Consider the following 20,586-nt stretch of genomic DNA (forward strand, 5'->3'; position numbering starts at 1 on the left):
GCCCCCGCCAGCTCCCGGCCCCCGCCTATCCGGGGTCGGGGGCGTGATGCCCTCATTGTCCCAGCCCGGCTGCCGAGATGAGCAACAGCGAACGCCCCAACCAGCTTTTACGCAACCTCAACGCCAAGGTCGCATCGATCCCGATGATCCTGACCGCGCTGGTCGTCTTCGTCGGCGGCACGGCCTGGACGGTGCTCTATTCCTTCACCAATTCGAAGCTCTTGCCGCGGCTGAACTTCGTCGGCCTCGACCAATATTACCGGCTATGGGCGACGCCGCGCTGGCTGGTGTCGATCGAGAACCTTTTGATCTACGGCGTGATCTCGCTGGTGTTCTCGCTGGTGATCGGCTTCATCCTCGCGGCATTGCTCGATCAGAAGATCCGCTTCGAGGACACGTTTCGCACGATCTTCCTCTATCCTTTCGCACTTTCTTTTATCGTCACCGGGCTGGTCTGGCAGTGGCTGCTCAATCCCGATTTCGGCATCCAGCGCGTCGTGCGCGACCTCGGCTGGACGAGCTTCAGCTTCGATCCGCTCTACAATTCCAGCATCGTCATCTACGGCATTTCGATCGCGGCGCTCTGGCAAGGCGCGGGACTGATCATGTGCCTGATGCTCGCCGGCCTGCGCGGCATCGACGAGGACATCTGGAAGGCCGCACGGGTTGACGGCATACCGATGTGGAAGACCTATGTCTTCATCATCATTCCGATGATGCGGCCGGTCTTTATCACCACCTTGGTGATCATCGCCGCCGGCATCGTCAAGGTCTACGACCTTGTGGTGGCGCAGACCAGCGGCGGTCCGGGCATCGCTTCCGAAGTGCCGGCGAAATACGTCTACGACTACATGTTTTTCGCCCAGAATCTCGGCCAGGGCTTTGCCGCCTCGACCATGATGCTGCTCTCGGTGGTAATCGTCATCGTGCCTTGGGCCTATCTCGAATTCGGAGGCAAAAAGCATGGCTGAAGCTGCTGCCTCCATGTCCGGTGATGCTCTTCGGCGCGAAGCCGTGTCGCGCGATGCATCGGGGCCGAGCGGAACGAAGCCGCGGCACGTGCTCTCGCGTCGCAACATCTTCCTCTACGGCACGCTGATCGTCGTGGCGCTCTATTATCTGCTGCCGCTCTACGTGATGATCGTCACATCGCTGAAGGGCATGCCGGAAATCCGCCTCGGCAACATCTTCTCGCCGCCGCTGGAGATCACCTTCGAGCCTTGGGTCAAGGCGTGGTCGCAGGCCTGCACCGGGCTCAATTGCGACGGGCTGTCGCGCGGCTTCTGGAACTCGGTGCGCATCACCGTGCCGTCGGTGCTGCTGTCGATCGCGATCGCGTCGGTCAACGGCTATGCCTTGGCCAACTGGCGCTTCAAGGGCGCCGACACCTTCTTCATCATCCTGATCGTCGGCGCCTTCATTCCCTATCAGGTGATGATCTACCCGATCGTCATCATCCTGCGCGAGATCGGCATCTACGGCACGCTGACCGGCCTGGTGATTGTGCATTCGATCTTCGGCATGCCGATCCTGACGCTCCTGTTCCGCAACTATTTCACGTCCATGCCGGAGGAACTGTTCCGCGCCGCGCGCGTCGACGGCGCCGGTTTCTGGGGCATCTATCTACGCATCATGCTGCCGATGTCGCTGCCGATCTTCGTCGTCGCCATCATCCTGCAGGTGACCGGCATCTGGAACGACTTCCTGTTCGGCGTCGTCTACACCCGCCCCGACACCTATCCGATGACGGTGCAGCTCAACAATATCGTCAACTCGGTACAGGGCGTGAAGGAGTACAACGTCAACATGGCCGCGACCATCCTGACCGGCCTTGTGCCGCTCATCGTCTACTTCGTTTCCGGCAAGCTCTTCGTGCGCGGCATCGCCGCCGGCGCGGTGAAAGGATGATGATGGCAGCAGCGATCGCCAATCCCAGCGTTTCGATCCAGGACCTGTCGCTGAATTTCGGCGTCATGTCGGTGCTGAAGACGCTCAATCTCGACGTCGCCGAGGGCGAGTTCATCGTGCTGCTCGGGCCATCCGGCTGCGGCAAGTCGACCTTGCTCAACTGCATCGCCGGCCTGCTCGACATCTCCGAGGGCCGCATCTTCATCAAGGGCAAGAATGTCACCTGGGAGGAGCCGAAGGATCGCGGCATTGGCATGGTGTTCCAGTCCTACGCCCTCTACCCGCAGATGACGGTGGAAAAGAACCTCTCCTTCGGCCTGCGCGTCGCCGGCGTGCCCAAGGACGAGATCGCCAAACGCATCGCGCGCGCGGCGGAGATCCTGCAGATCGAGCCGCTGTTGCAGAGGAAGCCGTCGGCGCTTTCCGGAGGCCAGCGCCAGCGCGTGGCGATCGGGCGGGCACTGGTGCGCGACGTCGACGTCTTCCTGTTCGACGAGCCGCTCTCCAACCTCGACGCCAAGCTGCGGTCGGAATTGCGCGTCGAGATCAAGCTTTTGCACCGCAGGCTGCAGAACACGATGATCTACGTCACCCACGACCAGATCGAGGCGATGACGCTGGCCGACCGTATCGCGGTGATGAAGGGCGGCGTCATCCAGCAGCTCGATGCGCCCCAGACGATCTACAATCGCCCGGTCAACCGCTTCGTCGCCGGCTTCCTCGGCTCGCCGGCGATGAATTTTATCAAGGGACACCTGGAAGCAAGCGACGCGCCGGTGTTCAAGGCCGACGGTGTTTCGGTGCCGCTCGGCCGTTATCAGTTCGACAACGAAAGCGGGCGCGCCGCCAAACCCTGCGTGTTCGGCATCCGACCGGAGCATATCGCTTTTGGCGAAGCGGCGAGGGCCATGCCGTTCACCGCCGAGTCCACTGTCGAGATTGTCGATCCGATGGGCTCCGACACGCTGGTGTGGACGAAGCTCGGCGGCCAGATCCTCTCCTTCCGCGTCGAAGCCGACAAGACGCTGCGCAGCGGCGATGCGATCCGCATCGGCTTCGATCCGGCGCGCGCCTCGCTGTTCGACGCCGAGACCGACAGCAGGCTCTAACCTCCCACCACAACCTCCCGGAACCATCAAACAGAACGGACAGACAGATGAACTGGTCATTCCAACTTTATAGTGCCCGCAACTTCCAGCCATGGGACGGCGTGCTGAAAATGCTCGGCGAACTGGGCTACAAAGAAGTCGAAGGTTTCGGCGGCGTCTATGACGATCCCAAGGCTTTCCGCGCCGAGCTCGACAAGAACGGGCTCGCCATGCCGACCGGGCATTTCTCGATCGATGCGCTCGAGAAGGATTTCGACGGCGTGCGCAGGATTGCCGATGCGCTCGGCATCTCGCTGCTCATCTGCCCCTACCTGATGCCCGATGCGCGGCCGGGCGACGCCGCCGGCTGGCGCGGCTTCGGCGAGCGGCTTGCCAAGGTGGGCGACACCGCGAAGAAGGCCGGCTACGGCTTTGCCTGGCACAACCATGATTTCGAGTTCAAGCCGCTCGTCGACGGCTCGCTGCCGCAGGAGCACATCCTGTCCGCCGCGCCCGACATCGGCTGGGAGATGGACGTCGCCTGGGTGGTGCGCGGCGGCGCCGATCCGCTGCCCTGGATCGAAAAGCACGGCAAGCGCATCAGTGCCGTCCACGTCAAGGATATGGCGAAGCCGGGGGAGGGGCTGGACGAGGACGGCTGGTCGGATGTCGGCCACGGCACCATCGACTGGGCCGGCCTGATCAAGACGTTGCGCGCGAAAAGCGCGACGAAGTACTTCGTCATGGAGCAGGACAACCCCAACAACATCGAGCGCTTCGCCCGTCGCTCGATCCAATCCGTCAAGAATTACTAGGACATACCATCATGGCAAACAAACTTGGCGTAGGCGTCGTCGGCTGCGGCAACATCTCGAAGGCGTATTTCTCGCTGGCGCCGCTCTTCCGCGGCATCGAGATGCGCGCCTGCGCGGACATCAACATGGACGCGGCGAAGATGCGGGCGAAGGAGTTCAAGCTTCGCGCCGAAACGGTCAACGACCTTCTCAAAGATGACGACATCGATATCGTCGTTAATCTCACCATTCCGGCCGTGCACTATGACGTGTCGAAGGCGATGCTCGACGCTGGCAAGCACGTCTATTCGGAAAAGCCCTTCGTGCTGTCGGTCAAGGAAGGACTGGATCTCAAGAAGCGGGCGGAGAAGAAGGGGCTTCGCATCGGCTCGGCTCCCGACACGTTTTTCGGCGGCGCGCATCAGCTGGCCCGCGATCTGATCGACAGCGGCAAGCTTGGCAAGATCACCAGCGGCACCTGCCATGTGATGGGCCATGGCATGGAACACTGGCACCCCAATCCCGACTTCTTCTTCCAGCCGGGCGCCGGTCCGGTGCTCGACATCGGCCCGTACTATGTCACCAACCTGATCCAGCTGATCGGGCCGGTGAAGCAGGTCGCGGCTTTCGCGGCGACGCCGGCCAAGGAGCGCACCATCAGCTCCAAACCGCGCGCGGGCGAAAAAATCCCGGTCAACACGCCGACCACCATCCATGCGCTGCTGGAATTCGCGAATGGCGCGGTGGTGACACTCAACACCTCGTGGGACGTGTGGAGCCACGGCCATGCGCCGATGGAGCTCTACGGCGAGGCGGGCACCGTCTTTGTGCCGGACCCGAATTTCTTCGGCGGCGAAGTCCGCTTCACCGATGCGACCAAGCCGGTGAAGAAGCTTCCCAAGTGGGATCATCCGTTCGGCGTGCCCAATGAGATGCACAGCCAAGGCATGATGGCCAACTACCGCACGGCAGGTCTTGCCGACATGGCGATCGCGATCGGCGAAGGGCGGCCGCACCGCTGCTCGATGGAGCTGGCGCTGCATGCCGTCGATGTCATGACCGGCGTCCTGCGCTCCGGCGAAAGCGGCAAGTTCGTCGCCATGCAGACGACCTGCGAGCGGCCGGCGGCGCTCGGCATCAAGGAAGCGAAGGCGCTGCTGGCGAAGAAAAAGTAGGTGGCAACCCCTCTCCCCGTTTCGGCGGGGAGAGGGTAAAGGTGCGGGGCGAGCATCGATTCAAGTCACTTAGCGGCGATCCCGGCCGCCTTCCCAAGGATTCCCTATGCCCTATGTCGCCGCCGAGAATCGCTACGAGAAGATGATCTACAACCGGTGCGGACGGTCCGGCCTCAAGCTGCCGGCCATCTCGCTCGGGCTGTGGCACAATTTCGGCAATGACACGCCGCACAAGACCAAGCAGGCGATCGTGCGCAGAGCCTTCGACCTCGGCATCACGCATTTCGATCTCGCCAACAATTACGGCCCACCGCCCGGCTCGGCCGAGACCGCCTTTGGCGAGATCCTGCGCACCGATTTCGCCGCCTATCGTGACGAGCTGATCATCTCGACCAAGGCCGGCTATGAGATGTGGGCCGGCCCCTACGGCGAATGGGGCAGCCGCAAATATGTGCTCGCGAGCCTCGACCAGAGCCTCAAGCGGATGGGGCTCGATTACGTCGATATCTTCTATTCCCACCGTTTCGATCCCGAGACGCCGCTGGAAGAAACGATGAGCGCGCTCGACCATGCGGTGCGCTCGGGCAAGGCGCTCTATGCCGGCATCTCCTCCTACAATTCGCAGCGCACCCGCGAAGCGGCCGACATCCTGCGGCGACTCGGCACGCCCTGCCTGATCCACCAGCCGAGCTATTCCATGCTCAACCGCTGGGTCGAGGAAGATGGGCTGCTCGATACGCTGGAAGGGCTCGGCATCGGCTCGATCGTGTTCTCGCCGCTGGCGCAGGGCATGCTGACCGATAAATATCTCGGCGGCATCCCGGAAGGCAGCCGCGCATCCCAGGGCAAGTCGCTGCGTCCGGCCTTCATCAACGATAAGTCGGTCACCAACATCAAGGCATTGAACGCCATCGCTAGCCGGCGCGGCCAAACACTGGCGCAGATGGCGCTGGCCTGGGTGCTGCGCAAGGGACGCGTGACGACGGCGCTGATCGGCGCCAGCCGGCCGGAACAGGTCGAGGATTGCGTCGGCGCTCTCAAGGCGCTCGACTTCAGCGACGCCGAGCTTGCCGAGATCGACACCTATGCGCGCGAGGCCAACATCAATCTTTGGGCGGCCTCCGCCGAGCGCAAGGGGCCGCCACGCAAGTAGTGGCCCGCGCCAGGCCGCCAGCTGCGGAAACAGTGGCAAAGATGCGCGTTCGTCGCTATCTCATGGACCAAAGGCCGTTCGCGTGCGCAGTCGGCACGCGAAACGACGCGACGACCGGACGGACAAGATGACGGCAAGGGATGCGCTGACCAAGAACCAGTTGTGCGTGCTTGAGAAGCTCGAAGCCGCCAGCGGGCCGCTGAGCGCCTATATGCTGCTCGATCAACTGCGCGAGCGCGGCTTCCGGGCGCCGCTGCAGGTCTACCGCGCGCTGGACACGCTGGTGAAGTCGGGCTTCGTGCACCGGCTCGAAAGCTTGAACTCCTTCGTCGCCTGCGCCGAGCCGCACGACCACAGTCATTCGATGACCGCATTCGCCATCTGCGACAGCTGCGGCCAGGTAACCGAAATGTCCGACCATGATGTCGACCACCGGCTGGACGAATGGGTGCGCTCGACCGGCTTCGCCGCCAAGAAGGCGGTGATCGAGTTTCGCGGGGTTTGCGCGAAGTGTAGAGCTGAGGCGGCTTAGCCCCTCGAGTCGTCATCCTCGGGTCAAGCCCGTGGATGACGAAGGTATCAGTGCGCCTCGTCCCAGTTGTCGGCGGCCCGCGCATCGACATGCAGCGGCACCGACATCGAGACCGCCGGCATCGGCGCGTTCTCCATCACGCGGCGCACCACGGGAATTGTCGCTTCGACTTCCGCTTCCACCGTCTCGAAGATAAGCTCGTCATGCACCTGCAAGAGCATGCGGGCCGACAGCTTCGCCTTCTCCAGCGCCTCTTCCATGTGCACCATGGCGCGGCGGATGATGTCGGCCGCAGTGCCCTGGAGCCTCGCATTGATCGAAGCGCGCTCGTTGAAGGCGCGAACCGACGGGTTGGAGGACCTTATCTCCGGATAGTGGACGCGGCGGCCGAAGATCGTTTCGACGAAGCCGTATTCGCGCGCATAGGCCTTGGTTTCCTCGATATAGTCGCGGATGCCCGGGAAGCGCTCGAAATAGCGCTTGATGTAGGCGCTCGCCTCCTCGCGCGGGATCGACAGCTGGTTCGCCAGACCGAAGGCCGAGATGCCGTAGATGATGCCGAAATTGATCGCCTTAGCACGCCGCCGCACTTCCGAAGGCATGCCTGCGACCGGCACGTTGAACATTTCGGACGCGGTGATGGCGTGGATATCGGCGCCGTCCGCAAAAGCCTGCTTGAGCTGCGGGATTTCGGCGACATGGGCCAGCACGCGCAATTCAATCTGGCTGTAGTCGGCCGAGACCAGCTTGTGGCCCTTTTCGGCGATGAAGGCGGTCCTGATCTTGCGGCCTTCGGCGGTGCGCACCGGGATGTTCTGCAGGTTGGGATCGGAGGATGACAGACGACCGGTCGTCGTCGCGGCCAGCGCATAGGAAGTGTGGACGCGGTTGGTGCCGGCATTGATGAAGCCGGGCAAGGCGTCGGTATAGGTCGATTTCAGCTTGGTGAGCTGGCGCCAGTCGACGATCTTGCGCGGCAGCTCGTGGCCTTCGGCGGCGAGGTCTTCCAGCAGCTGCGCCGAGGTCGACCACTGGCCGGTCTTGGTCTTGGAGCCGCCCGGCAGCCCCATCTTGCCGAACAATATGTCGCCGAGCTGCTTCGGCGAGCCGATGTTGATGCGCTCGCCGACGATGCCATAGATCTCTTCCTCGGCGCGGGCGGCGCCTTGCGCCAGCTCACCCGACAGTCTGGAGAGAATCTGGCGATCGACCGAAATGCCGCGCTGCTCCATGCGGGCGAGCACGGGCACAAGCGGCCGCTCCAGCCTTTCATAGACGGAGACGAGACCCTTGGCGGCGAGCCGCGGCTTCAGCAATTGCCACAGCCGCAGCGCCAGATCGGCCTGCTCGCCGGCATAGGCAGTCGCCCGCTCGATGTCGACCTGGTCGAAGCCGACCGCGCCCTTGCCCGAGCCGGCAAGCTCCTTCTTCGTGCCTGGCGCATGGCCGAGCCACTTCTCCGACAGCGAGGCGAGGTCATGCCCGCCGGATGTGCCGGCGTCGAGCACGTAGGAGATCAGCATCGTGTCGTCGAACGGGCCGACCTCGATACCATGCCGGCTCATCACGACGATGTCGTATTTCATGTCCTGGACGATCTTGAGGACCGACCGGTCCTCGAGCAGGGGCTTGAGCAGAGCCAGCGCGTCGCGGACCGGGACCTGGTCCGCCAGCATGCCGCCGCCAAGCAGGTCGCCATTGCCGCTCGTGTGGGCGAGCGGCACGTAGGCGGCGCGGCCCGGCGCGATCGCCATGGACAGGCCGATCAAGTCGGCCTGCATCGGATCGGACGAAGAGGTCTCGGCGTCGAAGGCAAGGATGCCGGCTTCCCTCGCTTCGGCGATCCAGGCCTTCAGCGCGGCCGTATCGCGAATGGCGACATAGGCCGCGGGATCGATCTTGCGCGCCGTCGCCTGCTCCAGCCGCAGCGCGGAGAGCAGGGAAGGCGTATCGCCCTGCGGTGGGGCATCCTGGGGCCTGACCGGTGCTGCAGGCTTCGCGGCGCCGTTCGGCGTCGCCGCCGGTCTTGAGGCAGTCGGCGTGCCGGCGCCGACATCGGGACCATGTGCGGTGTCGGCGCGCTCGATGGTGACACTGGAAGCCTGGACGTCGCCGATCTCGGTTGCAGTCGCTTCCGCGACGCGGCGTGTCAGCGTGGTGAACTCCATCGTCTTCAGGAAGCCGATCAGCTTCGGCCCGTCCGGGGCATGCAGCACAAGGTCGTCCAGCCCCTCCTTGAGCGGCACGTCGTTCTTCAACGTCACCAGCTCGCGCGAGATGCGCGCCTTGTCGGCATTGGCGATGATCGATTCGCGCCGCTTTTCCTGCTTGATCTCGCCGGCGCGCGCCAGCAGGCCGTCAAGGTCTCCGAACTGCTCCAGAAGTTGCGCCGCGGTCTTCGGGCCGATGCCGGGCACGCCGGGCACGTTGTCGACGGAGTCGCCGGTCAGCGCCTGCAGGTCGATCATCTTTTCCGGTGGCACGCCCCATTTCTCGATTACCTCGGGAATGCCGATCTGGCGATCCTTCATCGGGTCGTACATGCCGACCGTCGGGCCGACCAATTGCATCAGGTCCTTGTCGGAGGAGATGATGGTGGTGTCGGCGCCGACCTCGCAGGCTAGGCGGCAATAGGTGGCGATGATGTCGTCAGCCTCGAAGCCTTCCATCTCGATGCAGGGCAGGTTGAAGGCCACGGTCGCCTGGCGGATCAGGCCGAATTGCGGGATCAGGTCTTCCGGCGGCGCCGAGCGGTTGGCCTTGTATTCGGGATAAAGATCGCTGCGGAAGGTCTTCGCCGAATAGTCGAAGATGACGGCAAAATGGGTCGGCACGATGCCCACGTTCGTGTTGCGGGCGTCCTGCATCAGCTTCCATACCATGTTGCAGAAGCCGAGCACGGCGCTGGTGGGCAGGCCGTCGGATTTGCGGTTGAGCGGCGGCAGCGCGTGGTAGGCGCGGAAAATGTAGCCGGAGCCGTCGACAAGAAAGAGATGATCGCCTTTTTTCATGCCGGCAGGGATAGCGCGGCCAAGCTTCGCGGTCCATGCCAAAGGCTGCGCAAACGGCCGGTTCCGGCAACACCCCTGACAGACAGGTCTCGGACAAAATTCAGCCGCTCACGGGCATGTTACAAAAGTGTAATCTTCGTGCCCTTGAATCGCCATTTTCACAGACCCAAATAGCTGTCATCGGCAATTTTCGCCGAAGTCCGGAGTAAGGCCCGTCCCCCGCCTATCCCGGGCAACTGCGGCAGCCTATCCCCCCTCTCCGGGCTGCCGCAACGTTTCGAGTAAAGACCGCCGTGGTTCCCCTCCACCACGGCGGTTCTTTTTTGTCTCCCAGCCCGCGTGTTACCGACGCCGGAACGCGTGGCCCAACGATCGCGGCTTTGCGTTTTCTGCTCGCCCCTTTAGGGTCGGGCCAGAATCGAAAGGCTGAAGAAATGTCCAGACTCTCCCCCGTCCTTGACCGTCTCGACCAGAACCTCGACCAGAGCCTGGAGCGGCTTTTCGGCTTGCTTGGTATCAAGTCGATCTCCACCGACCCGGCCTTTGCCGCCGATTGCCGCAAGGGCGCCGAATGGCTGGCGGCCGAGCTCAAGCTGATCGGCTTCGACGCCAGGGTGCGCGACACGCCCGGCCACCCGATGGTGGTGGCGCATCACCCAGGACCGGCCGGGGCGCCGCATGTGCTGTTCTACGGCCATTACGACGTGCAGCCGGTCGATCCGATCGAGCTGTGGGAAACGGACCCGTTCGCGCCGGCGATCAAGGAGGTCCAGCCCGGACGCAAGGTGATCGCCGGGCGCGGCTCGGCGGACGACAAGGGTCAGCTGATGACCTTCGTCGAGGCCTGCCGCGCCTGGAAGCAGGTGCACGGCAATCTGCCGTGCCGCGTCACGATCCTGTTCGAGGGCGAGGAAGAGTCCGGCTCGCCGTCGCTCAAGCCTTTTCTCGAGGCCAACGCCGCCGAGCTGAAAGCGGATTTCGCGCTGGTCTGCGACACCAGCATGTGGAACCGCGAGACGCCGTCGATCTGCGTGTCGCTACGCGGCATGGTCGGCGAGGAAGTCACCGTCAAGGCAGCCAGCCGCGACCTGCATTCAGGCCTCTATGGCGGCCCGGCCGCCAATCCGATCCGGATCCTGACCAAAATTCTCGCCGACATTCATGATCAAGACGGCCGCATCACCATCCCGGGCTTCTATGACGGCGTCGAAGAGACGCCCTCGCAGGTGCTGAAATCCTGGGAGGGGCTCGGCGAGACCGCCGAGACCTTCCTCGGACCGGTCGGGCTTTCCATTCCCGCCGGCGAAAAGGGCCGCTCCGTGCTCGAACTCACCTGGGCACGGCCGACGGCCGAGTTCAACGGCATCATCGGCGGCTATACCGGCAAGGGCTTCAAGACGGTGATCGCGGCGGAAGCATCGGCGAAAGTGTCGTTCCGGCTCGTCCACAAGCAGGATCCGAGAAAAATCCGCGCCGCCTTCCAGGCTTTCGTGCGCGATCGGATTCCCGGCGACTGCTCCGTCGAATTCCATCCGCATGGCGGCTCGCCGGCGATCCAGCTTTCCTACGACTCGCCGTTCCTGGCCAAGGCCAAGGATGCGCTCTCCGACGAATGGGAAAAGCAGGCCGTCACCACCGGCGGCGGCGGCTCCATCCCCGTGGTCGGCGATTTTAAGACCTATCTCGGCATGGAATCGCTGCTGGTCGGCTTCGGCCTCGATGACGACCGCATCCATTCGCCCAACGAGAAGTACGAACTCACCTCCTTCCACAAGGGGCAGCGTTCCTGGGCGCGCATTCTCGATGCTCTGACACGCTGAGGTGAACCCGCGGCGGACCGCGAAAATCAACTTTCTGTTGATTTTTTTCCGGATCGCGGCAAGGACGGGCGTGATAGCGCAATGCGCGGCGCCTTCGCGTCCAAAGACGGGTGCGCCGCTGGCTGCGATCCGGAGAAGAGAATGACCGACATCCGTTTCCACAAGAACGATCTGCCGGACCTTTCCCGCTACAATGTCGGTGCGGTCGCCATCGACACGGAAACGCTGGGCTTGAACCCGCATCGTGACCGGCTCTGCGTGGTTCAGATCTCGCCCGGCGACGGCAGCGCCGACGTCATCCAGATCGCGCCGGGCCAGAAGGAGGCGCCCAACCTCGTCAGCCTTCTCAGGAACGACGCCGTGGTGAAGCTGTTTCACTACGGCCGTTTCGACATTGCCGTCCTTTATCACGCTTTCGGCGTCATGGCCGAACCGGTTTTCTGCACAAAGATCGCCTCGCGGCTGACCCGTACCTACACCGACCGCCACGGGCTGAAGGATATATGCAACGAACTGCTCGGTATTAGCCTCTCCAAGGCGCAGCAATCGTCGGACTGGGCGGCGGAAACACTGTCGCCCGAGCAGCTCGAATATGCCGCCTCCGACGTGCTTTACCTGCACCGGCTGCGCGAGGTGCTGGCCGCGCGGCTTGCGCGCGAGGGTCGCACCAAGGAGGCCGAAGCCTGCTTCCGCTTCCTGCCGACGCGCGCCAAGCTCGATCTGATGGGCTGGGCGGAAGAGGATATCTTCGCGCATAGCTGACGACCCGGCGCGTCGAGCGACGTTCCTGCCGGTCCATTGTCGGCGTGAGATGAGGAGGGATTGAATGGCAGAGCGCAAACCGATAGCGAGCGCGCCGAAGGACGGCTCGCAGGTCACGATCCTGTGGAACGACGAGCACGGCGTGGTCAACGAATCCGTCGGGCAATACCGCGACGGCGGCTGGTGGGTCTACACCGACAGCAACACCCAGAAAAAAGTCGAGCCGACCAGTTGGCGGCCTGCATCGGCCAATGATGACAGCGACCAGTGAGCGACCGCCGCAGGGCCTCGAAGCAGGCGCGAGACTCGGCAGCAAGAAGGGGGCGAGATGAGACAGAACATGCTCTACCTCATCATCGGCGCGTTGGTCGTTGTGGTCATCGCGCTTGGCATCTACATCTACCGCGAGCAGACCAGGCCGAAGGGCGTGGAGCTCAAGATCGACGACAAGGGCATTTCGATCCAGCAGAATTGATCTCACTACGTCCGCATCTCGCGGACTTGACCGGTCGGCTCCGGATAGCGCCTATTGCATCCGGGTCCGCTTGCTGGGGCGGGGGTGGTTTTTGATATGATTCCCCGGATCGATTTCGTGGCCACCGGTGCCGTGAACGATGCGCTCGCCGCGATCGGGCGGACCGAGGACCTGCGCTTTTCGCCCGACAACCGCTTGCTTGCCGTCGCCGGATATGGACGCAGGCGATGCCTGATGCTGCGCATCGACATAGAGCCGACGGCCGGTGCAGCGAGGATCGTTATCCGCGATTTCGTGGAGCTCAGATCGGACAGCATGGGCGAGGTGCATGGCCTCGATTTCATCGACAACAGGACTTTTGTGGTCGCCAATCGCGATGGGCTGGTTGCCGTCTTCGCCCTGCCGCAAGGCGATCCGGCCGGACAAGGGCACGAAATCTCGCCACTTCGCGTGATCAAAGGCAGCCGATTTTGCAGATTGAGAACGCCCGGCTCGGTCGCCGTCAGGCGTGAGTCGCATGGCCGGCTCAGCCTGCTGGTCTGTAACAACTACACGCATCGGGTGACCCGCCATGTGATTCACGGGCGATGGGGATACCGCGCCCTGTGGAATCAGGTTCTCCTGGAGCAGGGCCTCGACATCCCGGACGGCATCGCGCTCAGCCATGACGGGCGGTGGGTCGCCGTCAGCAGCCACGGCACCAACGACGTGAAGATCTACGACATGTCGGCACCGCTTTGGCGGTGAGACCCGGCCCGCCGGTGTCCTGGAAAATGCCAACTACCCGCACGGCCTGCGCTTCACGCAGGACGGCAGCCACATCCTCGTCGCCGACGCCGGCAGCCCGATGGTTCACGTCTATGCAAGCGAGGAAGGCTGGAAGGGGCGCCGCACGCCGTCGCGTTCGGTCGCCGTGCTCGACGACGAAAGCTTTCTGCGCGGCAGGGCCAGCGTCGAGGAAGGTGGGCCGAAGGGCCTCGACATAGACAGGTCGAACAGGGTCGTGGCGGTGACTTGTCAGGAACAGCCGCTGGCTTTCTACGGCCTGTCGTCGATCGTCGGTCGAAGGGCGGCGGAGCCCGAGTTCAGCGTTCCTTGACGTCCAGGATAAGCGTCTGATTTCGTCTCCATTCTGGCGAACGGCATGAAGACTGGCGGGGGCCGCGCGCAGCCCCCATCAAATCTTGCGGGGGTGGACGGCAAACGGATGACGTCCGCGCGGTTCGGCGATATCATGCTGCGCATAGGGAGTTTTGGGGCCGACCAACCTAGCCTCTAGGAGGTTGCCATGAAGCACCAAACACTGGACCAGTTGCACGCCGTTGCCGAGGTCCGCACTGCCAAACCCGTCATGAGCCGAACCCAGCGCCTCGCACGTTGGGCGGAGCTTCTCGAACGTGAGCCAAACCGGCTCCTGACCGCGCTGATCGGCACCGAATATCGTGCCCCGCGGGAACGCAATGTCATGCGGGGCGCCGGCTCGCCCATATCCGTCGCCCTGGAAGACCCCGTTCTGCACGACGAGGGTTTGAAGAACGACACCTACGGCGAAGCAAAACGCTTCTTCGAGCTGACCGACTATCAGCTGCACGAGATCGTCTGCTACTGCCATGTCGGCGATGTCATGCGGGCATCGAGAGCTGCGCTCTCGGTCCGTGCCGTGCTCGACTAGTCCGAGCCGACTCGCCCGCCTATGCAAACGCTGGAGCGCGGCCGGAATGCCACGCCGATCGCGCTCCGTCAGGTGGCCACTTACCAAACATTTGCTTTTCAATCACTTCGATTTTTCCCCACTTAACGCGCCTTTAAACCGCCGCATCTACTCTGCAACCCGAGCGCCATCGGCATCGGGGACAGCAAGCACAGCGCAATGGCGAACCGCAGAGACAGTCGCATCGAACCGAGCTTCGAGGGCTCGCCGCGGGCGAAATCCTCCGACGGCTTTTCGGTCAGCGAGGAGGATCGCGTCGTGCCGGCAAATCGTAAATCCGCAGCGAAACGCAAATCCGCCAAGGCGAAATCGCGCGGCCGGGGGCGCGATCGCAGCCAGCGCGGGCTGTTTTCCATCTTCGGCCGCCTGCTCTACTGGTGCTTCGTTTTCTGCATCTGGGGCGGCATCGCGGTGGCCGGCGTCGTCGTCTATTACGGCGCCAAGATGCCGGCGGCGACCACATGGTCGATCCCCGACCGCGCGCCCAACATCAAGATCGTCTCGGTCGACGGGCAACTCATCGCAAATCGCGGCATGAGCGGCGGCGAGGCCGTCGGCCTCAATGAAATGTCGCCCTATATTCCCGAGGCTGTCGTCGCCATCGAGGATCGGCGGTTCTATTCGCATTTCGGCATCGACCCGATCGGCCTGGCGCGCGCCATGGTCACCAACGTCCTTGGCGGTCATTTCTCGCAGGGCGGCTCGACGCTGACGCAGCAGCTGGCCAAGAACCTGTTCCTGACGCCGGATCGCACGCTGGAGCGCAAGGTGCAGGAAGTGCTGCTGGCGCTGTGGCTGGAGCACAAGCACAGCAAGGACCAGATCCTCGAAATGTATCTCAACCGGGTCTATTTCGGGTCCGGCGCCTATGGCGTGGAGGCCGCCTCGCGGCGGTATTTCGGCAAGAGCGCGCGCGATGTCACGCTTTCCGAGGCAGCGCTTCTGGCCGGTCTGCTCAAGGCGCCGTCGCGGCTTTCGCCGGCGCGCGATCCCAAGGCGGCGGAAGAACGCGCACAGCTCGTGCTCGCCGCCATGCGCGAGGAAGGCAAGATCGGCGACAAGGAATACAAAATGGCGCTGAGCGCGCCGGCGACGCGCTCGCCCTCCTACTGGACCGGCTCGGAGAATTATGTCGCCGACACGGTCATGGAGGAACTTCCCGACCTGATCGGCGACGTGCGCGGCGACATCGTCATCGACACCACCGTGGATCTGACGCTGCAGAAGCTCGCCGAGCAGTCGATCCGCCGGCTGATCGACGAGAGCGGCAGAAAGCTCAACGTCACCCAGGGCGCGTTGGTGTCGATCGATGATTCCGGCGCCGTTCGCGCCATGGTCGGCGGTTACGACTATTCGACCAGCCAGTTCGATCGCGCCTCGGAAGCGCGGCGCCAGCCGGGATCGGCCTTCAAGCCTTTCGTCTACATGGCGGCGCTGGAAGCAGGCCGCACACCGGACAGCGTGCGCAACGACGCCCCGATCAGAATAGGCAAATGGACGCCGGAGAACTATGGCGGCAAATATTATGGCAAGGTGACGCTGGCCACCGCACTGGCGAAGTCGCTGAACTCGGTGGCGGCGCAACTCACCATGGAGGTCGGCCCCGACGCCGTGGTTGAGGCCGCGCACCGCATGGGCATCCAATCCGACCTGCAGTCGAACACCTCGATCGCGCTCGGCACCTCGGAAGTGACGCCGCTGGAACTGACCGCCGCCTATGTGCCTTTCGCCAATGGCGGCTACAAGCCGGATATCCATTTCATCCAGCGCGTCACCACGGCTAGCGGCAAGGTGCTCTACGAAAACAATGGCGGCAGCGCGCCGCGCGTCCTCAAGGCCGACATCGTCGGCATGATGAACTCTATGATGACGGGCACGGTCGAAGTCGGCACCGCCAAGAAGGCGGCCTTCAACTGGCCCTCGGCCGGCAAGACCGGCACCAGCCAGAATTCACGCGACGCCTGGTTCGTCGGCTATACCGCCAACCTCACGACGGGTGTGTGGTTCGGCAATGACGACGGCAGCCCGATGAAGAAGGTGACCGGCGGCGCCTTGCCGGCGCAGGCCTGGCACGAATTCATGGTCGCCGCGCATGAAGGCTTGCCGGTCAGGCCGTTGCCCGGCACGTGGAAATCGACGCCGCCCGATACGGTTGTGCCGGACGAGATACCCTCGGCGGACAACTCGCAGCCGGCGCCGCCCGCGCCCGTCGGCCAGTCGAGCCCTGTCGCCCAGGCGCCCGCACGGCAGGCGCGTCCAGCCCAGACGGTCGATGCCGATGGCTTCGATATGCCGAGCGACGGCGGTACCACCGCCTCGGTCGGGCATCCGGTGCCGCCCGGCGATGTCGGCGGCCCGAAGAAAAGGCGGCAGACGTCGATTCTCGACATCCTCAGCGGCGGTTGAGCGGCAACTCGCCTCTCGCAATGGCTGGCGCCTTCGGCTACATGTCCGGCCGGAGATCAAGCCATGGCCGAAATCGACAGCAGAAAAACCATCGTGCTCACCGGCGCCAGCCGCGGCATCGGCCATGCGACGGTGAAACGCTTTTCACGCGAGGGCTGGCGCGTCATCACCTGCTCGCGACAGGCCTTTGCCGAGGACTGTCCATGGCCGGCCGGTCCCGAAGACCACATCAAGGTCGACCTTGCCGACCAGGAGGATGTCGGCATTGCCGTCTCGGAAATCCGCCACCGGCTGGAGGCGCATGGCGGGCAGTTGCACTCGCTGGTCAACAATGCTGGCATTTCGCCGAAGCTCAAGGACGGCGGCCGGATGAACTCGATCGAGACGCCGATGCATGTCTGGCGCGACGTGTTCCAGGTCAATTTCTTCGCGCCGATCATGCTGGCGAGAGGGCTGTTCAAGGAACTCGCCGCCGCCAAGGGCTCAATCGTCAACGTCACCTCGATCGCCGGCACGCGCGTGCATCCATTTGCCGGCACGGCCTATGCGACGTCGAAGGCGGCGCTGGGTTCTCTGACGCGCGAGATGGCGCATGACTTCGGGCCGCACGGCATCCGCGTCAATGCGATCGCGCCGGGCGAGATCGACACGGCGATCCTGTCGCCCGGCACCGACAAGATCGTCGAGACGATCCCGCTGAGAAGGCTGGGCGCCACGTCGGAAGTGGCCGACATCATCTTTTTCCTGTGTTCGGGCCAGGCGTCCTACGTGACCGGCTCGGAAATCCACATCAATGGCGGCCAGCACGTGTGACTTCCATCTCAGCGACATCGCTTCCGTTATTCGTTTCCTGATCCGCTTGGTTTGTGCAGACGAGCGTCAGGCAGGCCGCGGCCTGATCTCGACAGCGGCGTCGTCCAGCCGAGCGGGTGACATGCCGGTAACCGCCTCGACAATGCCGCGTGCTATTTCGCGCTCGCCCATGATCACGGTGTCGGCGCCGAGAGCCTTGAGATGCTCGACCTCGGCATCGGAATGGGCGCGCGCAATGACGCTGATGCCGGGATTGGCCGCGCGCGCCCGCAGCACCACCTGTCCCGCCTCGAAGGCGTTGGGGATGGCGAGGATCAGCCGTTTGGCGCCTTCCGGATTGGCGGCCGCGAAGACGTCCGCATTGGCGGCGTTGCCGGCCACCGTTTCGACGCCCTCGGCCCTCAGCTTCGACAGCGTCTTGTCGGCATCCTCGACAACCAGGAAGGGCAGGGCGGCTTGTTTCAGCGCGGCACCCACGAGGCTGCCGACACGTCCATAGCCGATCAGGATGGAATGGTCGGTGAGTCCCGTTCGCGGCGGCAGACCATTCTCGCTTTCAGACACTGCCGCCGCCGAGGCCACCTGGCCGGGCTCGGTCGCCGGGCCGATCGGCCTTGATTCCTCGGGCTCTGCCGTTTTGCCGGCGCGCTTTTCCAGCCACGGCTTCATCCTGTCGACGATCAGGAACATCAGCGGGTTGAGCAGGATCGACAGGATGGCGCCGGCCAGAATGAGGTCGCGGCCCTGTTCGGGCAGAAGCTTCAACCCGACGCCGAGCTCGGCCAGGATGAAGGAGAATTCGCCGATCTGGGCAAGGCTGGCCGAGATCATCAGCGCGGTCGCGACCGGATAGCGGAAGGCGATCACGATGACGAAAGCGGCGAGCGTTTTGCCGATGAGGATGATGGCTAAGGTCGCCAGGATCGGCAGGCCGTTGCTGACCAGGCTGAACGGATCGAACAGCATGCCGACGGAAACGAAGAACAGCACGGAAAAAGCGTCGCGCAGCGGCAGCGATTCTTCCGCCGCCCGGTGGCTGAGCTCGGACTCGCTCATGACCATGCCGGCGAAGAAGGCGCCGAGCGCCAGCGAGACGCCGAACAGCTTCGCCGCGCCGAAGGCGACGCCGAGCGCGATGGCAAGCACCGAGAGCCGGAACAGCTCGCGTGAGCCGGTATGGGCGACATAGTGCAGGATCCAGGGGATGACCCTGCGGCCTACGACCAGCATGACGACGACGAAGGCGACGACCTTGGCCAGCGTTATGCCGACCACGCCCCATATGCCGTGGCTGGCGGGCAGCGAAAGCAGGCTCGCATGGTCGTCGGCCTGCGGCTGGCCGCCAAGCACGCCGGCGAGCGCCGGCAAAAGCACCAGCGCCAGCACCATGGCCAAATCCTCGACGATCAGCCAGCCGACGGCGATGCGGCCGCGCTCGGTCTCGATCAGCCGCCGCTCCTGCATGGCGCGCAGCAGGACGACGGTCGAGGCGACGGAGAGCGCGAGGCCGAAGACAAGGCCGGCGCCGAGCGACCAGCCAAGCAGCCAGGCGAGGCCGACGCCGAGCAGCGTGGCAAAGCCGATCTGCACGACGGCGCCGGGCACGGCGATTGCGCGGACCGACAAAAGATCCTTCAGCGAGAAATGCAGGCCGACGCCGAACATCAGCAGGATGACGCCGATCTCGGCGAGCTCGTTGGCAAGGCTGGCGTCGGCGACGAAGCCCGGCGTGTTCGGCCCGACCAGCACGCCGGCCACCAGATAGCCGACCAGCGGCGGGATGCGGAATCGGTTGGCCAATGCTCCGAAAACGAAGGCAAGCCCCAAACCGGCGACGATGGTGGCGATCAGGGGCGTGTCATGCGGCATTGTCTATGGAGCGCCTTTCGAGAATTCACGATGTCGATAAGCGCCGCCCGAGGGCCGTCGCCCCTTCGCAATATGGTCGGGGGAGGGGCGGTGACGCAACCACCGCTACACGGAAATCGGCGCCGCGATCGGGCGCCGGATGAGAAAATCAGAGCGAGTCGCCACAGGGGCACGGCATCAATCCCTTGCACTGTGCGTTCCTGCGTGCCGCTCAGGCCGCTTTGAGCAGATTCTCGATGTCGAAGACGGTATGATTGGTCAGCGTCTTGGGGATTTCGGCCTGCACTTTTTCACTGACTTCCTTGTGCAGCTTCTGACGCATCTCGCCGAGCACCTGCGGCGGCGCGATCAGCACGAGCTGGTCGAACTCACCCCGATGTGCAAGCTTGTAGAGCCGATCGGCAATATCGCTTGCGAAACGTTCCTTGCCAAGGCGATGCCAGTCGGTTTCTTCGATCGCGCTGCGTGGCCCTTCGGCATACCGGCCCGGTTTATCGGTGCCTTGCTCCCTGGTGGCGGGATTTTCCTGCTCCATCTCCTGAACCACCTCGAGGTTTGGAAACTTGCTGTCGCCTTCATTGCGGAGGAAAAGCGCCTTCTCGCCGTCGGCCACGACCACCCAGAGACCGCGTTTAAGCTTGATGTTCATGATTTTCCTCCTTGCCTTGAGCACAAATCGACCCCCGCGAGAGCGGCTCGACCGACGGGATGGATCGTTAGCGAAACGTGCCGCCGAGCATGATAGTTCCGGATCAACTAACGACTGCAGGATGTGCTGCAAGCGGCAGCGATCTCACCCACCAGCAAGACGCGTCTTAATCTACTTAATCGGTAGAATTTAGAAAAAACCGTTTTGCCGTGTCGGCTGCACGGCGCTAAAAACTATGCCGGACTTCAATAGCTCTCGGAGAGGTGCCCGACCTCAAGCTCCGACGTAGAATTTTTTTCTCCTGCCTTTCGCGGCTGCGAAAAAGCGATTGCCTGCCATCAAGGGATGCGCGACTGCTTGCCTTCTGGTTTTTCCCAGGCCCGCATAAAACTGCCAGACTGTTCTCGGACTGTTTATCGC

19 protein-coding genes are annotated in these 20,586 nt (G+C 63.6%); 16 read left to right on the forward strand and 3 right to left on the reverse strand.

From position 1 onward, the window contains the following. Positions 1-77 precede the first annotated feature (77 nt). From P9230_RS15990 to P9230_RS16020, 7 genes are all read left to right on the forward strand, one after another. Positions 78-971 (forward strand): sugar ABC transporter permease, encoded by an 894-nt coding sequence (locus tag P9230_RS15990; RefSeq protein ID WP_278119864.1) that lies wholly within the window; start codon positions 78-80, stop codon positions 969-971. Further along, complete coding sequence (locus tag P9230_RS15995; protein WP_095800588.1) at positions 964-1,908, forward strand: carbohydrate ABC transporter permease; 945 nt, start codon at positions 964-966, stop codon at positions 1,906-1,908. The genes P9230_RS15990 and P9230_RS15995 overlap by 8 nt, the downstream gene beginning before the upstream one ends. Next, positions 1,908-3,017, forward strand: a complete 1,110-nt coding sequence (locus P9230_RS16000) for an ABC transporter ATP-binding protein (protein WP_278120037.1) — start codon at positions 1,908-1,910, stop codon at positions 3,015-3,017. The genes P9230_RS15995 and P9230_RS16000 overlap by 1 nt, the downstream gene beginning before the upstream one ends. A gap of 47 nt (positions 3,018-3,064) precedes the next feature. After that, positions 3,065-3,811, forward strand: a complete 747-nt coding sequence (locus P9230_RS16005; RefSeq protein WP_278119866.1) for a sugar phosphate isomerase/epimerase — start codon at positions 3,065-3,067, stop codon at positions 3,809-3,811. A gap of 11 nt (positions 3,812-3,822) precedes the next feature. Then, positions 3,823-4,965: a Gfo/Idh/MocA family oxidoreductase gene (locus P9230_RS16010; protein WP_278119868.1), complete on the forward strand. Its 1,143-nt coding sequence runs from the start codon at positions 3,823-3,825 to the stop codon at positions 4,963-4,965. Positions 4,966-5,071: 106 nt separating this feature from the next. Beyond that, complete coding sequence (gene mgrA / locus P9230_RS16015; protein WP_278119870.1) at positions 5,072-6,118, forward strand: L-glyceraldehyde 3-phosphate reductase; 1,047 nt, start codon at positions 5,072-5,074, stop codon at positions 6,116-6,118. A gap of 127 nt (positions 6,119-6,245) precedes the next feature. After that, on the forward strand, positions 6,246-6,650 hold the full coding sequence (locus P9230_RS16020; protein WP_059184736.1) for a Fur family transcriptional regulator: 405 nt from the start codon (positions 6,246-6,248) through the stop codon (positions 6,648-6,650). A gap of 47 nt (positions 6,651-6,697) precedes the next feature. Here P9230_RS16020 and polA read toward each other — a convergent pair whose 3' ends face one another. Next, positions 6,698-9,661 (reverse strand): DNA polymerase I, encoded by a 2,964-nt coding sequence (gene polA, locus P9230_RS16025; protein WP_278119872.1) that lies wholly within the window; start codon positions 9,659-9,661, stop codon positions 6,698-6,700. A 434-nt stretch (positions 9,662-10,095) separates the two neighbouring features. Here polA and P9230_RS16030 point away from each other — a divergent pair, with 434 nt between their 5' ends. From P9230_RS16030 to P9230_RS16070, 9 genes are all read left to right on the forward strand, one after another. Further along, positions 10,096-11,481, forward strand: a complete 1,386-nt coding sequence (locus P9230_RS16030; protein ID WP_278087041.1) for a M20/M25/M40 family metallo-hydrolase — start codon at positions 10,096-10,098, stop codon at positions 11,479-11,481. Between the two features lie 141 nt (positions 11,482-11,622). Continuing rightward, positions 11,623-12,243 carry a ribonuclease D gene (locus tag P9230_RS16035; protein WP_278119875.1) on the forward strand — a complete coding sequence of 207 codons (621 nt, stop codon included), beginning with the start codon at positions 11,623-11,625 and terminating at the stop codon, positions 12,241-12,243. A gap of 64 nt (positions 12,244-12,307) precedes the next feature. Beyond that, the gene (locus tag P9230_RS16040) at positions 12,308-12,514 is read left to right on the forward strand and encodes a hypothetical protein (RefSeq protein WP_095778715.1); all 207 of its coding nucleotides are present in this window, start codon (positions 12,308-12,310) and stop codon (positions 12,512-12,514) included. 57 nt (positions 12,515-12,571) lie between these two features. Then, a complete protein-coding gene (locus P9230_RS16045; RefSeq protein ID WP_082980768.1) occupies positions 12,572-12,718 on the forward strand; it encodes a hypothetical protein in 147 nt (48 codons plus the stop codon). Between the two features lie 117 nt (positions 12,719-12,835). Continuing rightward, positions 12,836-13,465 (forward strand): hypothetical protein, encoded by a 630-nt coding sequence (locus P9230_RS16050; RefSeq protein ID WP_278119877.1) that lies wholly within the window; start codon positions 12,836-12,838, stop codon positions 13,463-13,465. A gap of 100 nt (positions 13,466-13,565) precedes the next feature. Further along, positions 13,566-13,817 carry a hypothetical protein gene (locus tag P9230_RS16055; RefSeq protein ID WP_278119879.1) on the forward strand — a complete coding sequence of 84 codons (252 nt, stop codon included), beginning with the start codon at positions 13,566-13,568 and terminating at the stop codon, positions 13,815-13,817. A 189-nt stretch (positions 13,818-14,006) separates the two neighbouring features. After that, a complete protein-coding gene (locus P9230_RS16060; protein WP_067004095.1) occupies positions 14,007-14,390 on the forward strand; it encodes a hypothetical protein in 384 nt (127 codons plus the stop codon). A gap of 198 nt (positions 14,391-14,588) precedes the next feature. Continuing rightward, positions 14,589-16,835, forward strand: a complete 2,247-nt coding sequence (locus P9230_RS16065) for a transglycosylase domain-containing protein (RefSeq protein WP_278119881.1) — start codon at positions 14,589-14,591, stop codon at positions 16,833-16,835. 63 nt (positions 16,836-16,898) lie between these two features. After that, the gene (locus P9230_RS16070) at positions 16,899-17,648 is read left to right on the forward strand and encodes an SDR family oxidoreductase (protein ID WP_278119883.1); all 750 of its coding nucleotides are present in this window, start codon (positions 16,899-16,901) and stop codon (positions 17,646-17,648) included. A 66-nt stretch (positions 17,649-17,714) separates the two neighbouring features. On the opposite strand, the gene ybaL is transcribed toward P9230_RS16070, so the two are convergent. Then, positions 17,715-19,517 carry a YbaL family putative K(+) efflux transporter gene (gene ybaL / locus P9230_RS16075; protein ID WP_278087042.1) on the reverse strand — a complete coding sequence of 601 codons (1,803 nt, stop codon included), beginning with the start codon at positions 19,515-19,517 and terminating at the stop codon, positions 17,715-17,717. Between the two features lie 211 nt (positions 19,518-19,728). Further along, positions 19,729-20,169 (reverse strand): host attachment family protein, encoded by a 441-nt coding sequence (locus P9230_RS16080; protein ID WP_164747059.1) that lies wholly within the window; start codon positions 20,167-20,169, stop codon positions 19,729-19,731. Between the last annotated feature and the right edge of the window lie 417 nt (positions 20,170-20,586).

Origin of the sequence: Mesorhizobium sp. WSM4887, from assembly GCF_029625865.1 — a bacterium.
In the GTDB taxonomy this organism is placed as follows: Bacteria; Pseudomonadota; Alphaproteobacteria; order Rhizobiales; family Rhizobiaceae; genus Mesorhizobium.